The organism is Pseudoalteromonas atlantica, from assembly GCA_007988745.1.
Classification (GTDB): domain Bacteria; phylum Pseudomonadota; class Gammaproteobacteria; order Enterobacterales; family Alteromonadaceae; genus Pseudoalteromonas; species Pseudoalteromonas atlantica.
In genome coordinates, this window is sequence record BJUT01000030.1 from 14,381 (window position 1) to 40,058 (window position 25,678).

At 40.8% G+C, this 25,678-nt stretch carries 19 protein-coding genes; 9 read left to right on the forward strand and 10 right to left on the reverse strand.

All coding sequences use genetic code 11. The features are described 5' to 3' along the window. Positions 1-11 precede the first annotated feature (11 nt). Positions 12-809, reverse strand: coding sequence for a M48 family metallopeptidase (locus PAT01_RS12750; protein WP_024033379.1), 798 nt, complete (start codon positions 807-809; stop codon positions 12-14). Positions 810-1,004: 195 nt separating this feature from the next. Between PAT01_RS12750 and PAT01_RS12755 the strand changes: the two genes are divergently transcribed. Continuing rightward, on the forward strand, positions 1,005-2,207 hold the full coding sequence (locus PAT01_RS12755; RefSeq protein ID WP_138578711.1) for a Bcr/CflA family multidrug efflux MFS transporter: 1,203 nt from the start codon (positions 1,005-1,007) through the stop codon (positions 2,205-2,207). Between the two features lie 27 nt (positions 2,208-2,234). On the opposite strand, the gene grpE is transcribed toward PAT01_RS12755, so the two are convergent. Both grpE and PAT01_RS12765 read right to left on the reverse strand, forming a co-directional pair. Further along, positions 2,235-2,849, reverse strand: coding sequence for a nucleotide exchange factor GrpE (grpE, locus tag PAT01_RS12760; protein WP_024033377.1), 615 nt, complete (start codon positions 2,847-2,849; stop codon positions 2,235-2,237). Positions 2,850-2,907: 58 nt separating this feature from the next. Continuing rightward, a complete protein-coding gene (locus tag PAT01_RS12765; protein ID WP_054983110.1) occupies positions 2,908-3,873 on the reverse strand; it encodes an HrcA family transcriptional regulator in 966 nt (321 codons plus the stop codon). Between the two features lie 284 nt (positions 3,874-4,157). Here PAT01_RS12765 and nadK point away from each other — a divergent pair, with 284 nt between their 5' ends. The 3 genes from nadK (at position 4,158) to recN (ending at position 7,433) form a co-directional block, all read left to right on the forward strand. Then, positions 4,158-5,042: an NAD(+) kinase gene (gene nadK / locus PAT01_RS12770; protein ID WP_004588103.1), complete on the forward strand. Its 885-nt coding sequence runs from the start codon at positions 4,158-4,160 to the stop codon at positions 5,040-5,042. A 75-nt stretch (positions 5,043-5,117) separates the two neighbouring features. Further along, a complete protein-coding gene (locus PAT01_RS12775; RefSeq protein WP_138578713.1) occupies positions 5,118-5,684 on the forward strand; it encodes a hypothetical protein in 567 nt (188 codons plus the stop codon). 75 nt (positions 5,685-5,759) lie between these two features. Continuing rightward, entirely contained in the window at positions 5,760-7,433 is a 1,674-nt protein-coding gene (gene recN, locus PAT01_RS12780; RefSeq protein WP_138578715.1) for a DNA repair protein RecN, read from the forward strand. 361 nt (positions 7,434-7,794) lie between these two features. Here the strand turns inward: recN and PAT01_RS12790 are convergent, their stop codons facing one another. The 4 genes from PAT01_RS12790 to PAT01_RS12805 form a co-directional block, all read right to left on the reverse strand. Continuing rightward, a complete protein-coding gene (locus PAT01_RS12790) occupies positions 7,795-8,814 on the reverse strand; it encodes a GGDEF domain-containing protein (protein WP_248531675.1) in 1,020 nt (339 codons plus the stop codon). Between the two features lie 219 nt (positions 8,815-9,033). After that, positions 9,034-10,449 carry an FAD-dependent oxidoreductase gene (locus tag PAT01_RS12795; RefSeq protein ID WP_004588108.1) on the reverse strand — a complete coding sequence of 472 codons (1,416 nt, stop codon included), beginning with the start codon at positions 10,447-10,449 and terminating at the stop codon, positions 9,034-9,036. 9 nt (positions 10,450-10,458) lie between these two features. After that, complete coding sequence (gene gltB / locus PAT01_RS12800; RefSeq protein ID WP_138578719.1) at positions 10,459-14,916, reverse strand: glutamate synthase large subunit; 4,458 nt, start codon at positions 14,914-14,916, stop codon at positions 10,459-10,461. 846 nt (positions 14,917-15,762) lie between these two features. Continuing rightward, positions 15,763-16,101, reverse strand: a complete 339-nt coding sequence (locus tag PAT01_RS12805; RefSeq protein ID WP_004588110.1) for a Grx4 family monothiol glutaredoxin — start codon at positions 16,099-16,101, stop codon at positions 15,763-15,765. A gap of 267 nt (positions 16,102-16,368) precedes the next feature. Between PAT01_RS12805 and PAT01_RS12810 the strand changes: the two genes are divergently transcribed. From PAT01_RS12810 to PAT01_RS12825, 4 genes are all read left to right on the forward strand, one after another. Beyond that, a complete protein-coding gene (locus PAT01_RS12810; protein ID WP_004588111.1) occupies positions 16,369-16,950 on the forward strand; it encodes a Fe-Mn family superoxide dismutase in 582 nt (193 codons plus the stop codon). A 209-nt stretch (positions 16,951-17,159) separates the two neighbouring features. After that, a complete protein-coding gene (locus PAT01_RS12815) occupies positions 17,160-19,082 on the forward strand; it encodes a PrkA family serine protein kinase (RefSeq protein ID WP_024033371.1) in 1,923 nt (640 codons plus the stop codon). 26 nt (positions 19,083-19,108) lie between these two features. After that, positions 19,109-20,392, forward strand: coding sequence for a YeaH/YhbH family protein (locus tag PAT01_RS12820; protein ID WP_138578721.1), 1,284 nt, complete (start codon positions 19,109-19,111; stop codon positions 20,390-20,392). A 17-nt stretch (positions 20,393-20,409) separates the two neighbouring features. Beyond that, on the forward strand, positions 20,410-21,924 hold the full coding sequence (locus tag PAT01_RS12825) for a SpoVR family protein (protein ID WP_138578723.1): 1,515 nt from the start codon (positions 20,410-20,412) through the stop codon (positions 21,922-21,924). Positions 21,925-22,076: 152 nt separating this feature from the next. Here PAT01_RS12825 and PAT01_RS12830 read toward each other — a convergent pair whose 3' ends face one another. Then, a complete protein-coding gene (locus PAT01_RS12830) occupies positions 22,077-23,048 on the reverse strand; it encodes a sensor domain-containing diguanylate cyclase (protein WP_138578725.1) in 972 nt (323 codons plus the stop codon). Positions 23,049-23,051: 3 nt separating this feature from the next. Further along, positions 23,052-24,056 (reverse strand): response regulator, encoded by a 1,005-nt coding sequence (locus PAT01_RS12835; protein ID WP_004588116.1) that lies wholly within the window; start codon positions 24,054-24,056, stop codon positions 23,052-23,054. Positions 24,057-24,272: 216 nt separating this feature from the next. Here PAT01_RS12835 and tpx point away from each other — a divergent pair, with 216 nt between their 5' ends. After that, on the forward strand, positions 24,273-24,860 hold the full coding sequence (tpx, locus tag PAT01_RS12840; RefSeq protein WP_004588117.1) for a thiol peroxidase: 588 nt from the start codon (positions 24,273-24,275) through the stop codon (positions 24,858-24,860). 113 nt (positions 24,861-24,973) lie between these two features. On the opposite strand, the gene adk is transcribed toward tpx, so the two are convergent. Next, positions 24,974-25,618 carry an adenylate kinase gene (gene adk / locus PAT01_RS12845; protein ID WP_004588118.1) on the reverse strand — a complete coding sequence of 215 codons (645 nt, stop codon included), beginning with the start codon at positions 25,616-25,618 and terminating at the stop codon, positions 24,974-24,976. Positions 25,619-25,678 lie beyond the last annotated feature (60 nt).

Below are 25,678 nucleotides of genomic sequence, written 5' to 3' on the forward strand. Positions count from 1 at the left end.
ATAAAACTAATTTACAGCGTACATTGCGGGTTTTTACCCTGCGATTTAGCCGTACTTTGCTCGCTAAGTGCTTCGCTCATTTGTGCTTGTAAATTATTAATTCGATTGCTCGGTGCAGGGTGAGTAGATAAAAACTCAGGTGTGCTACCACTGCCTGCTGCGCTCATATTTTGCCAAAGCGTTACCGACTCTTGTGGGTTAAAGCCAGCCTGCGCCATTAAATCTAAGCCAATGGTATCGGCCTCTGATTCGTGTGAACGGCTAAACGGTAAAACTACGCCGTACTGCGCCCCTAAACCTAAACCTTGCATAATTTCGTTGCGGTATTGTACGTTGCCCATTTCAAGCGCTGCGCTGCCTAATTGCATACCGGTATCTAAAATTGAGCTTTGCGATACACGCTCATTTGAATGCTCTGCTATAACGTGGCCCACTTCGTGCCCTAGTACGGTTGCAAGCTGATCTTGATTGGTCGCTATTTTTAATAACCCCGTATGAACACCTATGTAGCCACCAGGTAATGCAAAGGCATTTGCCGACTCATCTTCAAATACCACGACTTCCCAATTTTGTGAGGCGTATTCTTTTGGTAAAACAGCCACGACCTTTTCAGCAATACAATTTACATACGCATTGGTTTTTGCATCTTTATTGATTGGCTGTGACTCCTTCATTTGAGCAAAACTTGCGGTGCCCATTTCACTCATTTGTTGCTCTGAATACAGCGCAATTTGAGTACGCCCCGTAGGCGATGTTTTACAGCCGGCTAAAACTGCGGTTGCGAGTAAGGCAAGGGCTAGCTTTTTCATGGTGTTTCCTTCAAGTCTTTAATTTTTTATTAGTTGTAGAATAGCAAACACAGTGCCAGTTTAGAATCTTTGCTCCTTATTACGCCGCTTTTTATTTTTAATAAATAAATGACCTTGCCAGACAAACTAAGTTTATACCCTTGCATAGCCCTGTTACACTATAAGCCTTGTTTTTAGTGAATGTTGAGTGACTACATGGACGCCTCGGCCTCGTCTTTTAATACCCGAATTTTGTTACCCTTGTTAGCCAGTATTGTTGCTATTACGCCGCTGGCTATAGACATGTACTTACCGGCCATGTTGGTTATTGCGAACGATTTACAAACCACTATGCCAAATGTACAAATTTCGCTAAGTATTTATTTGGCTGGCTACTCGCTAGGCATGTTATTTTTTGGCCCTATTGCCGATCAACTCGGACGACGAAAACTAGCCCGTATTGGCTTAACCTTATTTGGTGCAAGCTCATTTGCGCTAGCTTTTACCACCGAAATACACACCTTTTGGGTACTTAGAGCCGTGCAAGCATTCACCGGCGCGGCAGCTACGGTGGTTGTGCCTGGCGTAATTAGGCATATTTATCAAAAAAACACCGCTAAGGGCATGTCGTATGTATCTATGATTATGATGGTAGCGCCCTTAGTTGCCCCCTCTGTGGGGTCGTTTATTTTAGGGTTTTCGGTATGGTCAACCATATTTTTGGTTCTTGCTGCCTATAGCTTTTTAATTTTAGCGTTTGTACAAGTGTATTTAATTGATATCCCTATTCATAAAAATGAGAAAAAAGGCCTAACCTTGTTTTTCGACAGCTATAAAACGGTACTTAGTAATAAAGATGCACGTGCAGACATATTAAGCTCTATGTTTGTCTCGTTTGGCTTTTTTTGCTTTTTAACCTCAGTGCCTTTTGTATACTTAGATTTATATAATGTATCTGAGCAATTATTTGGTATTTTATTCGCATTTAATGTCATGGCACTTATGTGTGGTAACTTTTTAAATACCCGAATTGTACCAAGAATTGGCTCTCGAAAAATGCTGTACATAGGGCTTGTATGTGGCTTTGCCTCTGGGCTGGCACTGCTTACGTTTAGCTTGTTGCAGCTTTCTTTATATTACATTGTAGCGGCCATTGCGCCTTTAATGATGAGCCTAGGGGTAACAGCAAGCAATGCTGATTCATTAATATTAATGAAGTTTGAAAAAAACACCGGTACCGCCACCGCTGTTATTGGGACGCTGCGCTTTGGCAGTGGCGCGCTCGTTGGCCCATTGCTTGCGGTGGTGCATGCAAAAAGTGCTGTGCCGTTTTCAAGCTTAATGTTTAGCGCCGTGCTATTAACTATGCTGGTGCAGTTAATCCACTATAAAATAGACAAAAAAAATGCCTCATTATGAGGCATTTTTTTTATAAACAGTGACTAATTAAGCGTCTGCTGCTTTAGATACCATAACCATTGCAGGGCGTAATAAACGACCATTTAATGTGTATCCTTTTTGCATTACTGCAAGTACCGTGTTTGGTGAAACATCGTTACTTGGTTGGATAGACATTGCTTGGTGGAATTCTGGATTGAATTGCTCACCTTGTGGGTTAACAATTTCAACGCCAAACTTTGCAACCGCATCGTTAAAGCTTTTAACTGTCATATCAATACCTTCAAGCAATGGCTTTAGGGTTTCGTTTTCTTTATCAGAAAACTCAATAGCGCGCTCTAGGTTATCGATTACTGGAAGTAATTCGTTAGCAAACTTTTCCAGTGCAAATTTATGTGCTTTTTCTACATCTTGTGCAGCACGACGACGAATGTTATCTACATCTGCGGCGGCGCGTACAACGCTGTCTTTTTGATCCGCAATGGTTTGCTTAGCAGCTTCAAGCTCTGCGTATAGCATTGCAATTTCAGCTTCAGGGCTTTGCTCTTGGTCTGCTTCGTGTTGCTCTGCGGCTTCTACTGCTGCTTCAACATCAGCTTCCATTTGAGCTACTTCTTCGTTTAGTTCTACTTCTTGCTCTGGGTTTTGTGTCTGCTCAGACATAAAATACGTGCTCCAATTCTTTACAACTGCGGTAATTATGGGGATTGAATAAAAAGATTCAAGAGTTAGATGGCTCTAATAATTTAAATTCTTGGATTAATTGTTCAATTTGCGCCGATTTAGGGCAAATTACGCAAAAACGGCTTTGATACTCTTGATTTTGAAAGTACGGCACACTAATTACTATCAGCTCATTGCACTCTGTAAACGGTAAGTTTTCAGTGTTTAAAACTGATACACCGTTTTTAAATGCGAGTTTATCTTCGACAAAATTTAAAAATGAAACGCCAATATTTAAGCTTTGTTCGCAATCGACCTTTTTATATAAATAGTTTTCGCCTACTACAATACTGTTATCTGATCCAAGCTTATGACTAAGCTGGCGCGTCCACTGTGTCAGTGAGTCATGGCAATTACGCGGTGCGGTGTTTGCCATTGCTTGCATTCTGTACAAACCTTCCATTAAGGTTTGTTGGCTAAATACTGTGTTTAACCAAGTTGCAAATTGATAACGCACGGCATCTGAGGAATCATCAGGTTTGTTGATACAAATATTGTGGCTTTGCCCTGCTCTATCTATTAGAAGTACAAGCCAATCGTTAGAATCAAACTCAAGTACTTCTACTCTAAACACTTGTTGCGAGCTTGCTTGGGGTAAGCCTACACAACAACATACTTGGTACTTTTTACTTAATCCATGGGCCAGCTCCACAAGTTGTGCTTGTTGTGGCTGCCAGTAATTAGCTATTTCAGCTAACGGAAAAAACTCATCAAACCAATAATCAAACCCTTGGTTTGTAGGCACACGCCCTGCCGATGTATGAGGGGAATATAACAAGCCTACTTTTTCAAGTCGCGCCATAGCATTTCGTACCGTGGCAGAACAAACCGCCATGCCTTTTTGCTTCGCTATTTTTGTTGATGGAACGGGTAACCCTTCACCATTACAATAAAGGCTCATCACTGCTGAAAAAATTTGTTGATCTCGCGGGTTTATATTCATGTTATCTACATCTTGTTGCATGAAAGAGATATCGGGGCAGTTAAAACAAATTCAAGCCTAAAGCACGCTTTAAGTGAATATGTTGTTGCATGCATTACAATAAAACACTGCTGCAACTATTTTTAAGCATTAAATACAAAAATTAAAGGGGTAATTTAATCTGTTGAGCCAATAATCAGCTCTTAGGTGAGCTTGGCAATATACAGGCGTAATTGAATCATTATCATATTGGTAAATCTGTGTTTTCAAACACTTCTGTTTTGAGTTACCCTACAAAAATATTATTACTTTTTATTGCAGCCGTTATGCACTCACCGTTTAAAACTATTGGCCTTATAGGTAAACCAAACCATCCTAAAGCTGCGGCTACGTTACAGCGTTTACATACTTTTTTATCGGCTCTTGGCTTTACCGTGATTGTAGAAAAGCGCACCGGTGGGCAGTTATCGGATGTCCCTGATACTCATCAAGTTGACCTTGTTAGCTTAGGCGAGCAAGCCGACCTTGCTATTGTTGTAGGGGGTGATGGCAATATGCTTGGTGCTGCTCGCGTACTGGCACGCTTTGACGTAGCTGTAATAGGCGTAAACAGAGGTAATTTAGGGTTTTTAACCGACTTAAACCCAGAGGGCTTTGAAGGTAGCCTAGAGCAAGTGTTAAGCGGCGAATATTTAGAAGAAAAACGCTTTTTGCTCGAGGTAGAAGTATACCGCCATAACGAACTTAAAAGTGCGAATTCAGCCGTTAACGAAGCGGTGCTTCACGCCGACAAAGTTGCCCACATGATTGAGTTTGAAGCTTTTATTAATAATGACTTTGTGTTTTCTCAGCGCTCTGATGGCTTAATTGTATCAACCCCTACCGGCTCTACAGCTTATTCTTTATCGGGTGGCGGGCCCATTTTAACACCTGAGCTTAATGCAATTTCGTTAGTGCCTATGTTTCCTCATACATTATCAAGCAGACCCTTAGTGGTTGATGCTGATAACGAAGTACGCTTAAAGTTAAGCCTTGAGAACACCGACAGCTTACAAGTCAGTTGCGATAGCCATGTAGTGCTTGCCGTTTTACCCGGCGATGAAGTGGTTATTAAAAAAGCCGACAGAAAACTGCGCTTAATTCACCCAAAAAACTACTCTTACTACAACGTTTTACGTACTAAACTTAATTGGGGCAGCCGTTTATACTAATTTTATTGCCAAGCGTAGTGCTTTAGCGCAAAATACAAGACAAATAAAAATTAATCAAACTAGGAATATCTAGCAATGACTTATGTTGTTATCTTTGCTTTGTTATTACTTATCACTTTGCTTGGCGCTTATATTAGAGTTGAAAACAATAGAAAAAAAGCGTTAGAAACCAAGAAAAAACAATTTAACGAACGTGTTGCCCAAGTAAACACTCGCCTCAAAACCAAGCTAAACAATTTATTAGAAGCCAAAATAATAAGACCTAAGTATGTAGCGCAAATTCAGGCAATTGTGGCCAATTTTTTTGTGGTTCAGCCCCATACTGATGAAAACCTGCAACATTTAGAAGATATTAGCGACAGCTTAGTGAGCACGCTTTCGATTGAGTTTCAAAAAGCACTGCAAAGTGAAAACGCCCAAGCGCTTCAAGATAATATACAGTACTTTGTGAGTGAGTTACCCCAGCAAGGCATACTATATAATAAAGCGTTTTATCATGAAATTTTACCCTCATTGATTGTACAAATTAAAACTGACACACCTGTAAACCCAAGCGAAAGCATTGAAAATACTGACGAAACACCTTCTGATGAAAGTACTGACTCTGATGCGCAGTTTTCTCAAAATGCGAGTGTTGCTTAAAAAGTAAAAAATTAATTTGCAAAAAACCTAAACACTGTATAAATTAACAGTTAATTCACTGGATGGATGAACAGTATGTTAATTGGTTTAGAAATTAAAAATTTTGCAATTGTAAGTAACTTAAGCACTGAGTGGCATAACGGCATGACGGCGATCACGGGTGAAACCGGCGCGGGTAAATCGATTGCCATTGATGCACTTTCACTGTGTTTAGGCGAGCGCGCTGAAGCGTCGGCGGTTCGCCCTGGCACAGATAAAGCAGAAGTGTGCGCACAATTTGATTTAACTGCCCTTCCTCTTGCTAAAGCATTTTTAGAACAACACATGCTAACGAGTAACGACAACGAATGCCTACTTAGGCGCGTTGTATGTAAAAATGGCCGCAGCAAAAGCTATATTAATGGCAGCGCTGTTACAGCAGCTCAACTTAAAGAGCTGGGACAGTATTTAATTTCTATACACGGACAGCACGCTCATCAACACCTTTTAAAAGCTGAACACCAGCTGCAACTGCTTGACGCCTACGCAGGCCACAACCAGCTTGTAAAAGCGGTTAGCCAAAGCTTTAAATTATATGCAAACCTGCAAAAAGAATTTAAACAGCTTGAGCAACAGCAATTACAACAAGCCGCTCAAAAACAATTACTCGAATACCAAGTTGCCGAATTAGATGAGTTTGCCTTACAAGACGGCGAGTTTGAACAAATAGAGGCCGAACATTACAAGCTAAGTAATAGCCAAACCATTTTAGAAGCCTGCCAGCGCGAACTTCAGCATTTATACGAAAGTGATGAGCAAAATGCCTGTTCAATGCTGCAACACAGCGCTCAACAATTTGCCGAGCTTGCAAATTATGACGAAAGCTTAGCAAGTGTAGCTGCATTATTAGATGAAGCCGCAGTGCAAGTTGAAGAAGCAAGCAGAGAAGTAAGAAACTACGCAGAGCAGGCCGACTTAGACCCTGCAAGATTAACAGAAGTAGAAGCGCGCTTAAGTGGCGCGATGGACTTAGCCCGTAAGCATCATATAAAGCCTCAAGAGCTGGTTGAGTTTCATCAAAGTTTAACACAAGAGCTAGAGTCAATTAGTAACAATAGCTCACGTTTGGCGCAATTAGACGATGAAATAACTAATGCGCTAAGTGCATACCAGCACGCCAGTGATCAGCTAAGCGAAAGTCGCCATAAATATGCTAATACATTAAATCAATTAATTAGTGAAAGCATGGCTAATTTATCAATGGAAAATGGGGTCTTTGAAATTCAGCTTACCCAAGAAGCTGAGCGCCAACCCAATGCATTAGGTTTTGATAGCGTCTCGTTTTTGGTCTCTACTAACCCTGGGCAGCCATTACAACCTTTAGCTAAAGTTGCCTCGGGTGGTGAGCTGTCGCGTATTAGCCTTGCCATACAGGTGATCATTGCCCAAAAAGTGACAACGCCAACGCTTATTTTTGACGAAGTGGATGTAGGTATATCAGGTCCTACCGCCTCCTCTGTAGGGAAGTTACTACGCCAACTAGGAAAATCAACACAGGTTATTTGTGTAACCCATTTACCCCAGGTTGCAAGTAGTGCGCATCAGCAGTTTTTTGTAGCAAAAGAAATAGCACAAGGCGAAACCTTTACTCAAATGCTCAGCCTAAATAAAGACGGCCGTATTAATGAAATTGCACGCTTACTCGGTGGCGATAATATAAGTAAAACCGCTAAAGCAAATGCTAAAGAGCTTATTATGGCGCACGCCTAAGTTATACTTTTGCTACAACAGTGGAGAGACGTTTTAAATGCAAAGCATGCTGATAAATTTTTGCCATGTTACTGGGTGGCTACTTGTTGTTTTGAGCTTTTTACTTATCGGGTTTAGTAAGTTTAAGCACGCAGAATTTAAGCTAAAACTCTTTAGCTTTTTAAAACTTATATTGGTTTATCAAGTAACGGTGAGTGTTTGGCAGTGGTTTATTATTGGCAACATAGTGGCTAATAATCAATGGTTACTTTTATTAGCACAGATACTGTGCTGTGCAATGTGCTATTTAAGTTTACAGCGGCGAAAAAGTAAAAGCCGCCCCAACCTTGATAGTTTTTCTATGGATTAACTAACACAAGCGTTAAGAGCAAGTTCTATTTTTACCTTGCTCTTTTGCTTTGTATAATCGCTCGTCGGCAAGCTTTATGTCTTGGGCTATGGTTGTATCTAACTGGCTTTGCACAAGCCCCATACTTATAGTTAATACCACCGATTTCCCACTCATGCGCACTGGATTTTTTTGTAATTCTGCATGAATTTTTTCTGCAATACTTTGCCCCTGATCTTTGTCGCTGTTTGGTAGTGCAATTAAAAACTCTTCACCGCCCCACCGAGAAGCAATACCTTGCTTTGGCATGCTCTTTTTTAAAATATTGGCAAGTTGGGTTAACGCTTCATCACCAAAGTCGTGGCCGTAGTTATCATTAATGTTTTTGAAATTATCAACATCAGCTAGCAAAATTACATACGGCTGCTTATTTTTTTTATGAAGATGTTTAAGCTCAGCAAGTTCTTTCATCATAAAACGTCTGTTAGGTAAATCAGTTAAGTGATCTATTGTGGCAAGGCGCTCATTTTTTTGACTCAGCGCGACTATTTTTTCATTGTATTTTTCGCGTGAGCGCTCATAAAAACCACTTAATAAAGCAACAATAATAAAAGAAATGACCACCCTTAGTGGAAGTGCTTCAGGCTGATAATCATAAATATTAAAGTTATCTGTAATAATAAAGCCGGCGATCACGGCAAATAAAAAGGCAACAATATCAAATGTTCCTTTTTTAAGGCCTCTAATAGAGTAAGTCACCGGTGATACAATAAATATCCAAATTGGCCCAGTACCTTCAGCTCCGCCCGAGATCACTAAATACAGCATTAAACAGTAAAGGTTATATAAAATGGTGGTTGCTGATTTTTCGACTGCGCGGTAAAGGCTAAAAGCCCACGCATAAAAACCAGCTGAAACTAGCAGCATAATACCAAGCACTACATCAGCATTAGACAATGCATTACACGCCATAGCGAAGGTAGCTATAAATCCGATGGTCGAAAAAAAGCGAACAATTAGCTTTCTTTCTCTGTTGTCTGAGTATGCATTCATATTATTATTTTTTATTTGCAAGCGAGCTTTAAAAGCCCATTTTCCGAGGATTTAAAAAAGAAGTTAGCAGCAAGTTTGTACTGAAATAGTACTTTAAGCAAGATTTACACGTTAATTATTGGTTAATGACAATTTTTTAATACTTTTTCATTTGTAAAAAGCTAAAAAAAAGCAAGCCAGTTGGCTTGCCTTTATTATATTTAAAACTTAACGAGATAATTAAACCTCTAAATAATCCATAATACCTTCAGCAGCGTTACGCCCTTCAAAAATAGCCGTTACCACTAAATCAGAGCCTCGCACTATATCGCCACCTGCAAATATTTTCGGATTAGTTGTTTGATGAGTAAATTCACCTTGCTCTGGTGCGTTAATGCCGCCCCAGTGGTTAATTTCTACATCATACTTTTCTAACCAGTCCATTTTGTGTGGTTTAAAGCCAAACGCCATAATAACCTGGTCTGCCTCAAGTACGTGCTCAGAGCCTGGTACAACTTCTGCTCGGCTACGGCCGTTTTCATCAGGCTCACCCAGTTGTGTTTTAACCATTTTAACGCCTGCAACATGACCATTATCATCAAGTACAATACCCGTTGGCTGTACATTAAAGGTAAAGTTTACACCTTCTTCTTTAGCGTTTTTAACTTCACGCTTAGAGCCAGGCATATTTTCTTCATCACGACGATAAGCACAGGTTACTTTAGCTGCATTTTGGCGAATAGACGTTCGCACACAGTCCATCGCGGTATCACCACCGCCAAGTACCACAACCTTTTGATTGGCCATATCAATGCACGCTTGGTTTTTTTCATCGTAACCCATAACGCGATTTGTGTTACCAATTAAAAATGGCAGTGCGTCGTGTACGCCTGGCGCGTCTTCGTTTTCAAGACCAGCACGCATACTCTGATATGTACCTACACCTAAAAATACCGCGTCGTAGTCAGCTAAAATTTCGTCCATAGTGATATCTACACCCACTTCAACGTTTAGCTTAAATTCCACACCCATTTCGGTGAAAATTTCACGGCGCTTTTGCATTACTTCTTTTTCAAGTTTGAAAGAAGGGATACCAAAAGTAAGTAATCCGCCAATTTCTGGGTGACGGTCAAAAACCACTGGCTTTACACCGTTACGCACTAAAATATCTGCACACCCTAAACCAGCCGGACCCGCACCAATAATAGCTACTTTTTTATCCGTCCATGTCACGTATGACATGTCTGGTTTCCAGCCCATTTTAAATGCGGTATCGGTAATGTATTTTTCAATATTACCTATCGTTACTGCGCCAAACTCTTCATCAAGCGTACATGAACCTTCACACAGTCTGTCTTGTGGACATACGCGTCCACACACTTCAGGCAAGCTGTTTGTACGATGAGAAAGCTCAGCCGCTTCTAAAATACGGCCAGTTCTAATTAGTTTTAACCATTGTGGAATGTAGTTATGCACTGGGCATTTCCATTCACAGTAAGGGTTACCACAATCTAAACAACGGTCAGCTTGTGAATTTACCTGATTCTCAGAAAAGGGTTCGTAAATTTCCACGAAAGATTTTTTACGCGACGAGATTGGTTTTTTGCGCGGATCAACACGCTGCACGTCTATAAATTGATATACATTTTCGCTCATACTGCCCCCTTATTGCGCTTGAACACGAAGTTCTGCGCTACTGCGAGCGCGGTGCCCGAGTAAACTTTTTACATCACTTGATTTTGGTTTAACTAGTTTGAACATAGGTAAGTACAGTTCAAAATTAGCTAAAATGGTTTCTGCTCGACATGAACCCGTAAGCTCTAAATGCTCGGCAATTAGGCCACGCAGATGCTCTTGGTGCGAACTTAAATCATCAAGTGTTACTACTTCTACAAGCTCTGGATTAATGCGTTTTTCAAAGTCACTTCGCTCATCTAAAATATAAGCAAAACCACCTGTCATACCCGCACCAAAGTTAACGCCTACATTACCTAGCACACATACAACGCCGCCAGTCATGTATTCACAGCCGTTATCACCTACGCCTTCAACAACGGCTTGCACGCCAGAGTTACGCACTGCAAAACGCTCACCAGCACAGCCTGCGGCAAATAACTTACCACCCGTAGCACCGTACAAACATGTGTTACCAGCAATGGTTGCTTTATGACTTTCAAACGATGATCCCAGTGGTGGACGTATAACAAGCTTACCACCAGCCATGCCTTTACCCACGTAGTCGTTTGCATCGCCAATAAGGGTCATTTCAAGGCCACCGGCATTCCAAACACCAAATGATTGCCCTGCTGTACCATGTAGTTCAATAGATACTGGATCTGCAGCCATACCTTGATTGCCGTGCTTAGAGGCTATGTAACCCGACAGCATTGCGCCCACTGAACGGTCTGTATTACATATACGGCTCACGAGCGAAATACCCGATGAGGTATCAATCGCTTGTTGCGCTTTACCTAGTAACGCTTCGTTAAGTTCGCCTAAATAGTGCGAGCTATTTGGTGCGCTACAAAATAAGGTTTCGCCCGTTGGGTTATTTGGCTGAGCAATCACAGACGATAAATCTATTTTCTTTTGCTTCGCTGTTTTACCTTCAATCGCTTCTAATAAGTCTAAACGACCAATTAAGTCAGTTAGATTAGCAACACCTAAGCTTGCCATAATTTCACGTGCTTCTTGGGCTATAAACTTAAAGTAGTTCATCGCCATTTCTGGTAAGCCGTGGTAATGCTTTTGACGAAGTGTTTCATCTTGCGTTGCAACACCGGTCGCACAGTTATTTAAATGACAAATACGTAAGTATTTACAACCTAGCGCCACCATTGGGCCTGTACCAAAGCCAAAGCTCTCTGCACCTAAAATAGCGGCTTTAATGATATCTAAACCTGTTTTTAAACCACCATCTGTTTGCAGGCGAATACGGTGACGAAGACCATTTTCAACAAGCGCTTGCTGGGTTTCTGCAAGGCCAAGCTCCCACGGGCTACCCGCGTATTTAACTGACGTTAATGGGCTTGCACCGGTACCACCATCGTAACCTGAGATAGTAATTAAGTCGGCGTACGCTTTAGCTACGCCTGTGGCAATTGTGCCTACACCCGGCTCAGATACTAACTTCACCGATATCATCGCTTCTGGGTTTACTTGTTTTAAATCAAATATTAGCTGGGCTAAATCTTCAATTGAGTAAATATCGTGATGCGGTGGTGGTGAAATTAATGTTACACCGGGTACCGAATAACGAAGCTTTGCAATATACGGCGTTACTTTTTCGCCTGGTAACTGCCCGCCTTCGCCAGGTTTAGCACCCTGCGCCACTTTAATTTGAATTACATCAGCATTACGAAGGTAGTGCGGCGTTACACCAAAACGACCCGAGGCAACTTGTTTAATACGTGAGTTTTTCTCGGTGTTGTAGCGCAGCTTATCTTCGCCGCCTTCACCAGAATTTGAACACCCGCCTAAGCGGTTCATTGCAATGGCAAGCGCTTCATGCGCCTCTGGCGAAAGTGCACCAATACTCATAGCTGCAGAGTCAAAGCGCTGGTATAAAAATTCAGCCGGCTCAACATCATCAATGCTAATGCCTTTTTCAGGTAATTTAAGCGCTAACATATCGCGCAGCGTTGCAATAGGACGGTTATTAACTAAATCAGCATAGGCTGCGTAGTCTTTATAATCGCCTGAACGTACGGCCTTTTGTAGCGTTTGAATAACATCTGGGTTGTAAGCGTGGTATTCACCACCGTGAACGTATTTTAATAAACCGCCATGGTTCAGTAACTTACGTTTACTAAAAGCAAGTTTATGAAGCTTTTGCTGATCAATATCAAAATCGCTAAAACAGGCGCCTTTAATACGACTTGCCACACCTTTAAAGCACATTTCTACCATAGCATCAGATAGACCAACCGCTTCAAAAAGCATTGAACAACGGTACGATGCAATTGTGCTTATGCCCATCTTAGACATAATTTTGTACAAGCCTTTATTAATGGCTTTTCGGTACGAAAGCGTCACTTCGCAGTACGATTTATCAATCACTTTACTGTCGCTCATCGCAACCAGTGACTCGTATGCAAGGTATGGGTAAATTGCGGTTGCACCAAAACCAAGTAATACGGCAAATTGGTGTGCATCGCGTACGCTACCCGTTTCAATAATAATATTAGACTCACAACGTAAGTTATTATCTACTAAACGTTTTTGTACAGCACCTACCGCCATAGCAGCAGGAATTGGTAATTGGGTTTCGCTAAAGTTACGGTCAGATAAAATAAGCATTACACAGCCGGCTGCTGCTTTTTCTTGTGCAGCGTCGCAAATACGTGCAACCGCTTTTTCTAAACCTTCCTCTGCTGTGTATGTAATATCAATTTTACAGTAGCTGTAATGCTCGTCATCGGCATTTAGTAGCTGCTGCATGTCTGCATACATTAAAATTGGCGTATCAAACTGTAGGCGCTTAGCGTGGCCTGTGGTTTCATTAAATACATTTTGCTCACTACCAATACACGTTGCCAGTGACATTACGTGGTTTTCACGCAGCGGGTCGATTGGCGGGTTAGTCACTTGTGCAAACTTTTGGCGGAAGTAATCGTACAATGAACGATGCCCTTCGCTTAGTACTGCAAATGGTGTGTCATCACCCATAGAGCCAGTTGCTTCTTGGCCGTTTTCACCCATTACGCGAATAACACTATCGAGCTCTTCGTTAGTGTAACCAAACATTTTTTGGTATTTAGCAAGTGTTTCGTCATCAAATGAGCGATTACCCGCATCTTGCTCGGTAAGCTCTTCAAACGGGGTTAAACGTTTAACGTTTTCTTCAAGCCATGACTTATAAGGATGACGCGATTTTAGATCTTGGTCGATTTCGTCTGAGTGCCAAATCTTGCCTAATTTAGTATCAATTACTAACAGCTCACCTGGTCCTACACGGCCTTTTTCGACCACTTCATCTGCAGTGTAATCCCAAATCCCTACCTCAGAGGCAAGTGTAATAAAGCCATCTTGGGTAATAACATAGCGCGCTGGACGCAGGCCATTTCTGTCAAGGTTACAGGCTGCAAAACGCCCATCAGACATAACAATGCCCGCAGGGCCATCCCACGGTTCCATATGCATAGAGTTAAAGTCGTAAAATGCGCGTAAATCATCATCCATAGCACGGTTTTTCTGCCATGCAGGTGGCACAAGCATACGCATAGCACGGAATAAATCCATGCCACCGGCTAAAAACAGCTCCAGCATGTTATCTAAGCTTGAAGAGTCAGAGCCGGTTTCGTTTACAAACGGCGCTGCGCTTTGTAAATCAGGAATAAGTGGCGATGAAAACTTATACGAACGTGCACGAGCCCATTGGCGGTTACCTTCAATGGTATTAATTTCACCATTATGCGCTAAATACCTAAATGGTTGTGCTAAAGGCCAACGCGGCTGGGTATTAGTAGAAAAACGCTGATGGAATACACAAATAGCGCTGGTCATACGAATATCAGCTAAGTCTAAATAAAAGTTAGGCAAATCTGCAGGCATCATAAGGCCTTTATAGATAGTCACTAACCCCGATAAACTCGCAATATAAAACGACTCATCCTCTGCTAAACGCTTTTCTGCACGGCGACGTGCTACATATAAACGTCGCTCTAAATCTTTAGAACGCCATCCTTCAGGCGCACTAACAAAAATTTGCTCAAAACCAGGTAATTGCTGTGTAGCAATTGGCCCTAGCATTGAAGGGTCAGTAGGCACTTCACGCCAACCGAGTATTTTAAGTGTTTCTTGTTCTAATTCTTCACATAAAACCTGTTTTGCAGCTTGTGCTAAAACGGGATCTGAATTTAAGAAAACCATGCCTACGGCGTAATTTTTACCTAAGTGCCAATTATGCTCACTCGCAATAGCACGGAAAAAACTGTCAGGTTTTTGTAGTAATAAACCACAGCCGTCACCTGTTTTACCATCGGCAGAAATACCACCGCGGTGCTGCATGCGATCAAGTCCAGTAATAGCTGTACGAATAAGCCGATGACTAGCTTGACCATTTACTTGGGCTATTAAGCCAAAGCCACAATTATCTTTTTCTAATGTTGAGTCGTATAACATAGACCCCTCCCTTGCTGCACTGTTAACGTGAATGAACTGCTCGACGATTTGCTAACAGACGCACAAAACTAGCCTCTATAGTAAATAGAGTCAATATTATTTTGAATACATATTCACATTCTTGAATATTTCTCACTTCAAGGCAAGATTTCTTTTTTACCCATAAGTTTTAACAATTAGCGCTTATTTGCGCGTTATTTTTTCATGACACTGGTGTCAATTTTAACATTTTGTAAAAACAAAGGCGTCAAAGCAATACCCTTTACGTAAACGTAAAGAGCCAAATCAATGAATAAATATTCACTAATTTCCCACAGGTTCAGTTAACATTTAGATAGTTTAATGCGTTTTAAATAAATTAGAGGTTTAGGATCACGCTTTTCTAGCGTTCATTAGTATAGTTATTAATTGTTGTGTCGTTTTTAGTGCAGATGTAGTGAATTTTTATTTAATACCAATTCGCTTGATTGAGCGAGCTATCGTAAGGCTGGAAAAACGTGTTGATAGCTGGGCAAAAAACTCGCTATTTATTTGTTCTAAAATAATTTTTTAGCGCAAATAGCGACATATTTAGCCCCGCAAAATGATTACGTCTTATTGCGCATTGATATAAAACTCATATTTTAATTAAAATTCGCGCTTATATAAGTAGCTTTGTTGCTTACTTATCCTTACTAGGTGCACCTAAACGAGGAGCAAGGGCTGAGTTTGCTAACTATTGAGCACAGATTAATGGTTTTAATCACCCACTGATGGGCTGTTCAAGAGATTAAGACGTAATAAAGTTATATATAGGCACAAAAAAGCCACGTAAAACGTGGCTTTAATAATCTAGCGAAGTAGCAATTACTCTGCGTCAGCTTCTTTATACTTAGCTGCAGTTTCAGTGATCAGTGGCTGTAATTCACCACGTTGAAACATTTCAATGATAATGTCACAACCACCTACTAATTCGCCCTCAACCCAAAGCTGTGGGAAAGTAGGCCAATTTGCGTATGCTGGTAACTCAGCGCGAATATCTGGATTAAGTAAAATATCAACATAGGCAAATGGTTCGCCACATGACATTAGAGCTTGTGACGCTTGTGAAGAAAAACCACAATTTGGTAATTTAGGCGACCCTTTCATGTAAAGGATAATTGGGTTTTCTGAAATCTGCTGTTTAATTTTATCAATGGTTTCCATCTACAACCTCAAAATGACGATAGCTTGATATACCTAGGGCTTGAAAATAAATCATTGTGGCCACAGATATATAACTTAAAATGGGCAAATAAAGCCGCAATTGAAATAGTCTTCAGCAATAGCATTGCTGTTTGCTTAAACTTGAGTAAAATACTCAACAATTATAGTAACACTATATTTTCGTTTGGTATAGGTAAGTGGTCTGTTCTATCAGGCATTACGTACTATCAAGCGAGTTATCAACCAAAAGAAGATGGAGATAAAAAAATGGCATTTGAACTACCGTCACTACCATATGCAATTGATGCACTTGAGCCTCATATTTCACAAGAAACTCTTGAGTATCACCACGGTAAGCACCACAACACTTACGTTGTTAAATTAAACGGTTTAATTCCAGGTACTGAATTTGAAAATAAATCTTTAGAAGAGATTGTTTGTTCATCTGAAGGTGGCGTATTTAACAACGCTGCACAAATTTGGAACCACACTTTCTACTGGAACTGTCTATCTCCAAATGGCGGCGGCGAGCCAACAGGTGCTATCGCTGACGCTATTAACGCTAAATGGGGCTCTTTTGACGCGTTTAAAGATGCATTAAACGACAAAGCGGTTAATAACTTTGGTTCTAGCTGGACATGGTTAGTTAAACTAGCTGACGGTTCATTAGATATCGTAAACACGTCTAACGCAGCAACGCCGCTTACAGACGAAGGTGTTACACCAATCCTAACTGTGGATTTATGGGAACACGCTTACTACATTGATTACCGTAACGTTCGTCCTGATTACCTTAAAGGTTTTTGGGCGCTTGTTAACTGGGAATTCGCGAACGCTAACTTCGCTTAATTAGCTATTATACGCTGATTTAAAAAGACGCCTCGGCGTCTTTTTTTATGCCTTTATAAAATTCAAACCGCCTTTATACGCGCGAAATTGCTAATTTAGCCACATGATCTTTTTTCACTTAAATTTTTAATTTTATTGCACAAAAATATCAATCTCTGACTAAACTTTAAAAAGTAAGCACCTTTTTAAAGCGGGTTTCGGAGGTTATTATGACTATTTTTGAGCACTACCAAGCACGATACGAAGCAGCACAAGAAGAAGAATACAGCATTAGCGAATTTCTAGAAATTTGTAAAAATGACAAATCAGCTTATGCCAGCGCCCCTGAGCGTTTACTTATGGCAATAGGCGAGCCGCAAATGGTTGATACTGCAACCGATGCACGTTTAAGCCGGTTATTTTCTAATAGAGTGGTTGCACGCTACCCTGCCTTTGCAGACTTTTACGGCATGGAAGATGCCATAGAACAAATTGTCTCCTACCTAAAGCATGCGGCTCAAGGTCTAGAAGAATGCAAACAAGTCCTTTATTTACTCGGCCCTGTTGGGGGAGGAAAATCTTCAATTGCAGAAAAACTAAAATATTTAATGCAACAAGTGCCTATCTATTCAATTAAAGGCTCTCCGGTAAACGATCACCCTCTCAGTTTGTTTGACCCAGTAGAAGATGCCAGCGTTCTCGAAAAAGAATACGGTATTAAACCACGTTACTTAAAAACGATTATGTCGCCATGGGCAGGTAAACGATTAAAAGAATTTAACGGCGATATTAGCCAGTTTAGAGTCGTCAAACGCTACCCCTCTATTTTAAATCAAATAGGTATAGCCAAAACCGAACCCGGTGATGAAAATAATCAAGATATTTCAGCATTGGTGGGCAAAGTAGATATTCGCCAGCTTGAGCACTTTGCTCAAAACGACCCCGATGCCTACGCTTACTCAGGCTCTTTATGTTTAGCAAACCAAGGTTTAATGGAGTTTGTAGAAATGTTTAAAGCCCCTATCAAGGTGCTGCATCCACTCCTTACCGCAACGCAAGAGGGTAACTACAACGGTACCGAAGGTATTAGCGCTCTGCCCTTTAACGGCATGATTTTAGCCCACTCAAATGAGTCAGAATGGCAAACATTCAAAAATAATAAAAACAATGAAGCGTTTTTAGATCGTGTTTATATTGTAAAGGTCCCTTATTGCCTGCGCGTGACCGAAGAAATAAAAATTTACGACAAACTTATTCAACATAGTGAACTTGCCAGCGCACCGTGTGCACCAGGTACGCTTAAAGCGTTAGCGCAATTTACTACCTTATCTCGATTAAAGGAGCCTGAAAACTCTAGTATTTACTCAAAAATGCGGGTCTATGATGGTGAAACCCTAAAAGATACCGACCCTAAAGCAAAGTCTTACCAGGAGTATCGTGATTACGCAGGGGTAGATGAAGGCATGACCGGCCTTTCCACTCGTTTTGCTTTTAAGATTTTATCGCGCGTATTTAATTTTGATACCACCGAGGTTGCAGCTAATCCGGTGCATTTATTTTATGTTTTGGAGCAACAAATAGAGCGTGAACAATTTAGCGCCGAAGTGGAAGAGCGCTATTTAAGTTTTTTAAAAGGCTATTTAATTCCGCAATATGTTGAGTTTATTGGTAAAGAGTTACAAACCGCGTATTTAGAGTCATACTCTGAATATGGCCAAAATATTTTTGACCGCTATGTGATTTATGCTGATTTTTGGATACAAGATCAAGAATACAGAGACCCAGATACAGGACAGTTATTTGACCGCGCCTCGTTAAATGCAGAACTTGAAAAAATAGAAAAACCCGCCGGCATTTCTAATCCCAAAGATTTTAGGAACGAAATAGTTAACTTTGTATTACGTGCACGCGCTCACAATAATGGTAAAAACCCGTTATGGACAAGCTACGAAAAACTACGCACTGTGATTGAGAAAAAAATGTTCTCAAATACCGAAGATCTACTCCCTGTTATTTCCTTTAATACAAAAACCTCCGCTGAGGATCAACAAAAACACGAGGACTTTGTTAACCGCATGGTTGAAAAAGGCTACACGCAAAAACAAGTGCGTTTACTTTCTGAGTGGTATTTACGGGTTAGAAAATCGCAGTAACCTTCATGTAGTTTAGGGGGAACAGTATGGCGCATTTTATAGATAGACGCTTAAATGGTAAAAACAAAAGCACGCTTAATCGTCAGCGCTTTATTAGGCGCTATAAAAAGCAAATAAAAGAAGCAGTGTCTGATGCGGTTAATAAACGCAGCGTTACCGACTCAAGTTCAGGGGAGAGTATATCTATCCCGCAACGAGATATTAGCGAGCCCATTTTTCACCAAGGTAAAGGGGGCGACAGAGAACAAATTCACCCTGGCAACGATCAATTTTCAACAGGTGACAAAATTGAGCGCCCTAAAGGCGGCCAAGGTGGTGGCGCAGGCGATGGCGATGCAAGTGATTCAGGCGAAGGCCAAGATGACTTTGTGTTTTCTATTTCTAAAGATGAATACCTTGATTTACTCTTTGAAGACCTAGAGCTGCCCAACTTACAAGAAAACCAGCTAGATAAGCTTGTACAAATGAAAACTCATCGAGCTGGTTTTTGTAGCGATGGTATGCCCAGTAATATTGATATAGTACGCTCATTACAGGGCTCACTCGCCAGAAGAGTCGCCATGAGTGCGGGTAAAAAAAGACGCCTAGCAGAGCTTGAAGGTCAACTTGCGATGGAGTGTGAGCAAACCGACAGCGACCAAGCCATTATTGCATTATTACAAGAGGAAATTGAGCAACTTAAACAGCAAATAAAAGCCGTACCATTTATTGATAATTACGACTTACGTTTTCGTAATTATGAAAAACGCCCCCACCCCACCAGCAAAGCCGTTATGTTTTGTATTATGGATGTATCAGGCTCAATGGATCAGGCCACAAAAGACATTGCAAAGCGTTTTTATATTTTGCTGTATCAATTTTTGACCCGAACTTATAAAGACATTGAGGTGGTGTATATACGCCACCACACACAAGCTAAAGAGGTCGACGAACAAGAGTTTTTTTATTCTCAAGAAACTGGCGGCACCATTGTCTCCAGTGCCCTTAAATTAATGAACGAAATAATAAAAGAGCGCTATGATTCAGAGCAATGGAATATATACGCAGCGCAAGCATCTGATGGCGATAACTGGGCAGACGATACCCCACACTGCGGTGAAATATTACGCAATAAGCTACTTAATGCGGTACGCTACTTTGCCTATATAGAAATTACCACGCGTGCGCACCAAAGCTTGTGGCGCGAATACCAAAACATCACCCAAACCCATAGCAACTTTGCAATACAACATATTCAAAGTGTTGAAGACATTTACCCTATGTTTAGGGAGCTATTTAAAAAAAATCGTCAACAACAAGGGGCTGCTTAGCCTAAGCGAGGTTTACTATGAGCACTGAACGAATTAGCGATGGCCCAGATTGGACCTTTGAGCTGCTTGAGCAATACCAAACTGAAATAGCCCGTGTTGCAGCGCATTACCGGTTAGACACTTACCCTAACCAAATTGAGGTAATAACAGCTGAGCAAATGATGGATGCTTATTCAAGCGTTGGCATGCCTATAGGCTACAGCCATTGGTCATATGGTAAAAAATTTATACAAACCGAACAAAATTATAAGCGTGGGCAAATGGGGCTGGCTTACGAAATTGTGATTAATTCAAACCCCTGTATTGCTTATTTAATGGAAGAAAACACACTCCCTATGCAGGCACTGGTTATGGCGCATGCCTGTTATGGCCATAACTCATTTTTTAAAGGAAACTACTTATTTAAAACATGGACTGACGCCGACTCCATCATAGATTACTTAGTGTTTGCTAAAAATTACATTAGCCGCTGCGAAGAAAAATACGGTATTACACAAGTAGAAAGCTTAATTGATTCGTGTCACGCATTGATGAATTACGGCGTAGATAGATATAAACGCCCGCAGCAAATTTCCCTTTTTGAAGAGCAAAAACGCCAAAAAGAGCGTGAAGACTACATGCAATCTCAAGTAAACGAGCTATGGCGCACTATCCCCGCTCAACAGCAAGAAGCTAAAAAGCAAGAAAGGCATTTTCCGCAAGAGCCGCAAGAAAACATTTTATATTTTATTGAGAAAAACGCGCCTTTATTAGAGTCTTGGCAGCGAGAAGTAATACGTATTGTACGAAAGATATCGCAATATTTTTACCCGCAAAAACAAACCCAAGTGATGAACGAAGGCTGGGCCACCTTTTGGCACTACACCATTTTGAACCACTTATATGATGAAGGTAAATTAACCGACTCCTTTATGATGGAGTTTTTGCAAAGCCATACCAACGTGGTTTATCAGCCACCTTATAACAGCAATTACTATTCAGGTATAAACCCGTATGCATTGGGTTTTAATATGATGGTGGATATTCGCCGTATTTGCGAAAACCCAACAGATGAGGATAGACGCTGGTTTCCCGAATATGCAGGCACTAATTGGCTAGACACACTGCATTTTGCGATGGAAAACTTTAAAGATGAAAGCTTCATAAGCCAATTTTTATCACCTAAGTTGATTCGTGATTTTAAGCTGTTTACTATTGTCGATCACTGCCGTAATCCACATCTAGAAGTAGGCGCAATACATGATGATAGCGGTTATCAGGCTGTACGCGAAGCGCTTTCAGAGCAATATAATTTGAGTAATCACGAACCTAACATTCAAGTATATAATGTTGATGTTAGAGGCGATCGTTCTTTAACGTTGCGTTATGTTCCTCACAATAATATCCCCCTTGCTGACTCGCATAAAGAAGTGCTAAAACACCTTTACAGGTTATGGGGATTCAAGGTTCAATTAGAGCAAGAGACCAGTACAGGCGATGTGTCTACTCTTGGCCAATGCCCAGCAGATGATACTCGCCATACTACAGAGTAAATAAAACGGCTGATAAAAACGGCACTTTAACCAAGCCCTTGTTAAGTATTGACTGCCAAAGCTTGCAGCGCAATTAGGTGCATCCTTGGTTACTTTAATTTAGCAGTAATATTACCGCTGCTTTAATTTTAGCAGCGCATAAAAAATGACGCTTATGCGTCATTTTGTATATCCTCAAAATCGGTTACTCTGTTACGGCCATGCTCTTTTGAGTGATACAGGGCTTTGTCAGCGGCTTCAATCCACCGCTCATGTTTTGCAAAGTCAGGGCTATTTCCTGCAAAACCAACACTCACAGTCATCTCTATTTTTGTGTTTTTATAAACAAAAGGGTTGGCTTCTATTAACGCTCTTATGCGCTCGGCAAAAGTTGCTGCGCCTTGCTTGTCGGTATCGAGTAAAGTAACAACAAACTCCTCCCCACCATAACGCCCTGCTATATCGGTTTCGCGAAGCGTCGTTCGTAGCAGTTCTGAAAGGTGGCGTAGCGCTTCATCGCCACAACTATGGCCATGCTCATCATTAATTTTTTTAAAATGATCGATATCAAACATCAATAATGTGCTGCTGCCACCGCTGCGCTTAACACGTAAAAACTCTTGGTGCAGTGTGCTTTCCCAATGCCCACGGTTAAACAGTTGCGTTAAGCTGTCGGTTTGGCTTACTTGCTCTAAACGCTTATTTAAATCTTCTAATTCTTTTTTATTGACCGCCACATCGGTAACATCATAAATAATGATACAAATATGACTGACCTCACCCAGAGTGTTGGTAAGTGGAATAAAGGTCGCATTTTGGTACATGTAATCTGCTTTACCGGTAATGGGGCGGTAGTTTTTAAAACGAAAGATGTAAGGTTGCTGCTCCCAGATAGTAAAAGAGCGGTTTTTAAGTACAAATACAGACTCTGATTTACTCCTAAACCATTTCTCATCAATCGAAGGAAATAAATCAAATAGGTCTTTGTCTTTTACAGCACTTGGTAATAGCCCAGAATGGTTTTCCATAAAGCCATTCCACACACACACTTTATAATTTCTATCCAGTACAACCAGGCCCACATCAACCGTGTTAAACATATCCATTAACCAATGGATCTCATTCATTTCTAAATCAGCGGCCATAACTTAGTCTTCTAATAGGTAAGCAACTTTGTATTTCAAAGTTTTAAGTGAATCTTCGGTAAATAACAGCATAAGATCGCAGTTAATATCGTGGTTTTCGATGCCGTAGCTTATTTCTATCGCTAAGGTTCTTTGCCAACGAGATTTATTTGATTTAACCAATTCAGATACATCGCGATGTTGGCCAAGTACAATGGGATGACCTTGGCTAAAAGACATATCTAGCTGTTTAGAAAGCCCCGTTAAAATTGAGCCTATTAAAATATTACTAATATCCATAAGTAGCTCAAGCTCAACTTTGTCGTTCAGCTCACCGTCGTAATTCATCAGTGACGCAATTTCTTTAAAGCTTGAGTCGTTTAATAAAAGTAATGCCTCGCCCGATACGCCACCGCCAATAAAGCCTTGGCACACCCCTGATGTGGCAGCATTATTATCAATTGACTGCAGCGCCATATCCAATTCATTAACTTCAAGCACATTCACATTCGGAATTGGCAGCTCTACAAACACATTCAAAAGCCGTGCAAGCAAATCGCCTGCTTGGCCCATAGCGACATTTGTAAGCTCTTGGTATATATCGCGCACATCTGGGTCTACTTGTTCACCTAAAGAATGAGCAAGACGCTCGCGCATGGCTTTATCTTTAATGCCATGATGCTCAATAATATCGGCAAGTTTTTCAGGTGAGCAAGGTTTTTGGATAAAATCAATGGCGCCTAATTCAAGTACGCGTTGGTGCGCATTTGGCTGAATATCGCCAGACACAACCACGGTTAGGATATTAAGGCCTTGCTCTTTCATGGCCATAAGGACTTCGTAACCGTCCATTTCAGGCATGTTTAAATCAAGAAAAAGGATTTCAGGCTCGATTATTTTTAGTTTTTTGATGCAATCAACACCATCTTGAGCAAACTCTACTTTAATATCCCAGTCATCTGGTAAAGAGCGGGCTAGCTGGCGCCTCGCTAATTTTGAGTCGTCACATATTAATACGGATGTTGACATACTATCTCTCTATTATTTAACCCAATGTTGTCAATAGGCCTTACGACTTTATTAAAGATACATTTTGTAACTACATGTTAATAAAAGTTCTTGCAGTTTACAATTTATATATCACAGAACTTATTATTACTTTTACAGTGATATTTAATCGCTTGGTCAGTGATATTGAGTATAATACACTCAAACCTATTGCGTTAATTTAAAAGGAAATAACCTATGGTACGCTCTCTTATTTTTGCACTAAGCACACTGGCTTTAAGCTCAGTTGGGCATGCATCACAGTACCCAGAAAACACGCTTGATGCGGGTAAGGTCTCTGCTCAGGGTAAGCCTGTCACTTTGTTAGGTAAAGGTGTAAGTGTAGGTGATAATGCGCCAAATTTTAAAGTGGTTGATGGTGGTTTTGCCCCTGTAAATCTTAATGATTATAAAGGGCAAGCTGTATTAATCAGCGTGGTGCCGAGTTTAGATACAGGCATTTGTAGCTTACAAACTAAACATTTTAATGAAAAAGTAGCGACGCAATTTCCTGCTATCGCAATACTGACCATCAGTGCCGATTTACCTTTTGCTCAAAAACGCTTCTGTAATGCTGAAAACATCGACAAAGTAACAGCCCTTTCTGACTCTGTATGGCGAGACTTTGGCCAAAAATATGGCTTAATTATAAAAGATATGGGGCTACTAACTCGCGCTGTGCTTATTTTAGATAAAAGCCATACAGTGATATACAAACAGCTCGTGTCTAATTTATCTACCGAGCCAAACTACGACCCAGTAATAGAAAAGCTAAAAACGTTGTAGATAACAGGGCGTGTTGACCTTTAATGGTTTAATTTTAAAGTGTTAAAAGCTACTAAATACAAAAAAACCGCCCGAGGGCGGTTTTTTAATACCTAAGCTGTGTTTAGATTATATTAACCTAAAAGCTCTGCTAGTTGCTGGCTTACTGTTTCAACAGCTTGCGTACCATCAATTTTATGGTACTGCGTGTTACCTGCTTGCGCTTCAGCTTGGTAGTAATCAACCAATGGCATAGTTTGCTCATGGTAAATAGCTAAACGTTTACGAACTGTTTCTTCCGTGTCATCTGCACGAATAATAAGCTCTTCGCCTGTTTCATCGTCTTTACCTTCCACTTTTGGTGGGTTGTAAACAACGTGATAAACACGGCCAGAGCCAGGATGTACGCGACGTCCACCCATACGCTCAACAATTACTTCATCAGCAACGTCAAACTCAATAACGTGATCAACCACAACGCCATTTTCTTTCATAGCATCTGCTTGTGGAATAGTACGTGGGAAGCCATCAAGTAAAAAGCCTTGTTCGCAGTCTGGTTTAGCAATACGCTCTTTCACTAAACCAATGATGATATCGTCAGAAATTAATTGACCTGCATCCATTACTTTTTTCGCTTCTAAGCCAAGTGGTGTACCTTCTTTAATGGCTGCACGAAGCATATCACCGGTAGAAATTTGTGGAATACCGTATTTGTCCATTAAAAACTGAGCTTGAGTACCTTTACCAGCACCTGGCGCGCCCAAAAGAATAATGCGCATATCATTGTCCCCTAGTATGGATATTTATTTTAAAGCCTGAATTCTTCCACAAGCGCTGCA

Excerpts from the sequence above, each read along its gene's own strand:
- PAT01_RS12830 (WP_138578725.1), bottom strand. The coding sequence starts at position 23,048 with ATGGCCGCTGATTTAGAAATGAATGAGATCCATTGGTTAATGGATATG.
- PAT01_RS12805 (WP_004588110.1), bottom strand. The coding sequence starts at position 16,101 with ATGGAAACCATTGATAAAATTAAACAGCAGATTTCAGAAAACCCAATT.
- PAT01_RS12775 (WP_138578713.1), top strand. The coding sequence starts at position 5,118 with ATGACTTATGTTGTTATCTTTGCTTTGTTATTACTTATCACTTTGCTT.
- PAT01_RS12755 (WP_138578711.1), top strand. The coding sequence starts at position 1,005 with ATGGACGCCTCGGCCTCGTCTTTTAATACCCGAATTTTGTTACCCTTG.
- tpx (WP_004588117.1), top strand. The coding sequence starts at position 24,273 with ATGGTACGCTCTCTTATTTTTGCACTAAGCACACTGGCTTTAAGCTCA.
- PAT01_RS12795 (WP_004588108.1), bottom strand. The coding sequence starts at position 10,449 with ATGAGCGAAAATGTATATCAATTTATAGACGTGCAGCGTGTTGATCCG.
- PAT01_RS12815 (WP_024033371.1), top strand. The coding sequence starts at position 17,160 with ATGACTATTTTTGAGCACTACCAAGCACGATACGAAGCAGCACAAGAA.
- PAT01_RS12820 (WP_138578721.1), top strand. The coding sequence starts at position 19,109 with ATGGCGCATTTTATAGATAGACGCTTAAATGGTAAAAACAAAAGCACG.
- PAT01_RS12810 (WP_004588111.1), top strand. The coding sequence starts at position 16,369 with ATGGCATTTGAACTACCGTCACTACCATATGCAATTGATGCACTTGAG.
- PAT01_RS12835 (WP_004588116.1), bottom strand. The coding sequence starts at position 24,056 with ATGTCAACATCCGTATTAATATGTGACGACTCAAAATTAGCGAGGCGC.
- PAT01_RS12790 (WP_248531675.1), bottom strand. The coding sequence starts at position 8,814 with ATGAATGCATACTCAGACAACAGAGAAAGAAAGCTAATTGTTCGCTTT.
- adk (WP_004588118.1), bottom strand. The coding sequence starts at position 25,618 with ATGCGCATTATTCTTTTGGGCGCGCCAGGTGCTGGTAAAGGTACTCAA.
- PAT01_RS12765 (WP_054983110.1), bottom strand. The coding sequence starts at position 3,873 with ATGCAACAAGATGTAGATAACATGAATATAAACCCGCGAGATCAACAA.
- recN (WP_138578715.1), top strand. The coding sequence starts at position 5,760 with ATGTTAATTGGTTTAGAAATTAAAAATTTTGCAATTGTAAGTAACTTA.
- gltB (WP_138578719.1), bottom strand. The coding sequence starts at position 14,916 with ATGTTATACGACTCAACATTAGAAAAAGATAATTGTGGCTTTGGCTTA.
- PAT01_RS12825 (WP_138578723.1), top strand. The coding sequence starts at position 20,410 with ATGAGCACTGAACGAATTAGCGATGGCCCAGATTGGACCTTTGAGCTG.
- grpE (WP_024033377.1), bottom strand. The coding sequence starts at position 2,849 with ATGTCTGAGCAGACACAAAACCCAGAGCAAGAAGTAGAACTAAACGAA.
- nadK (WP_004588103.1), top strand. The coding sequence starts at position 4,158 with ATGCACTCACCGTTTAAAACTATTGGCCTTATAGGTAAACCAAACCAT.
- PAT01_RS12750 (WP_024033379.1), bottom strand. The coding sequence starts at position 809 with ATGAAAAAGCTAGCCCTTGCCTTACTCGCAACCGCAGTTTTAGCCGGC.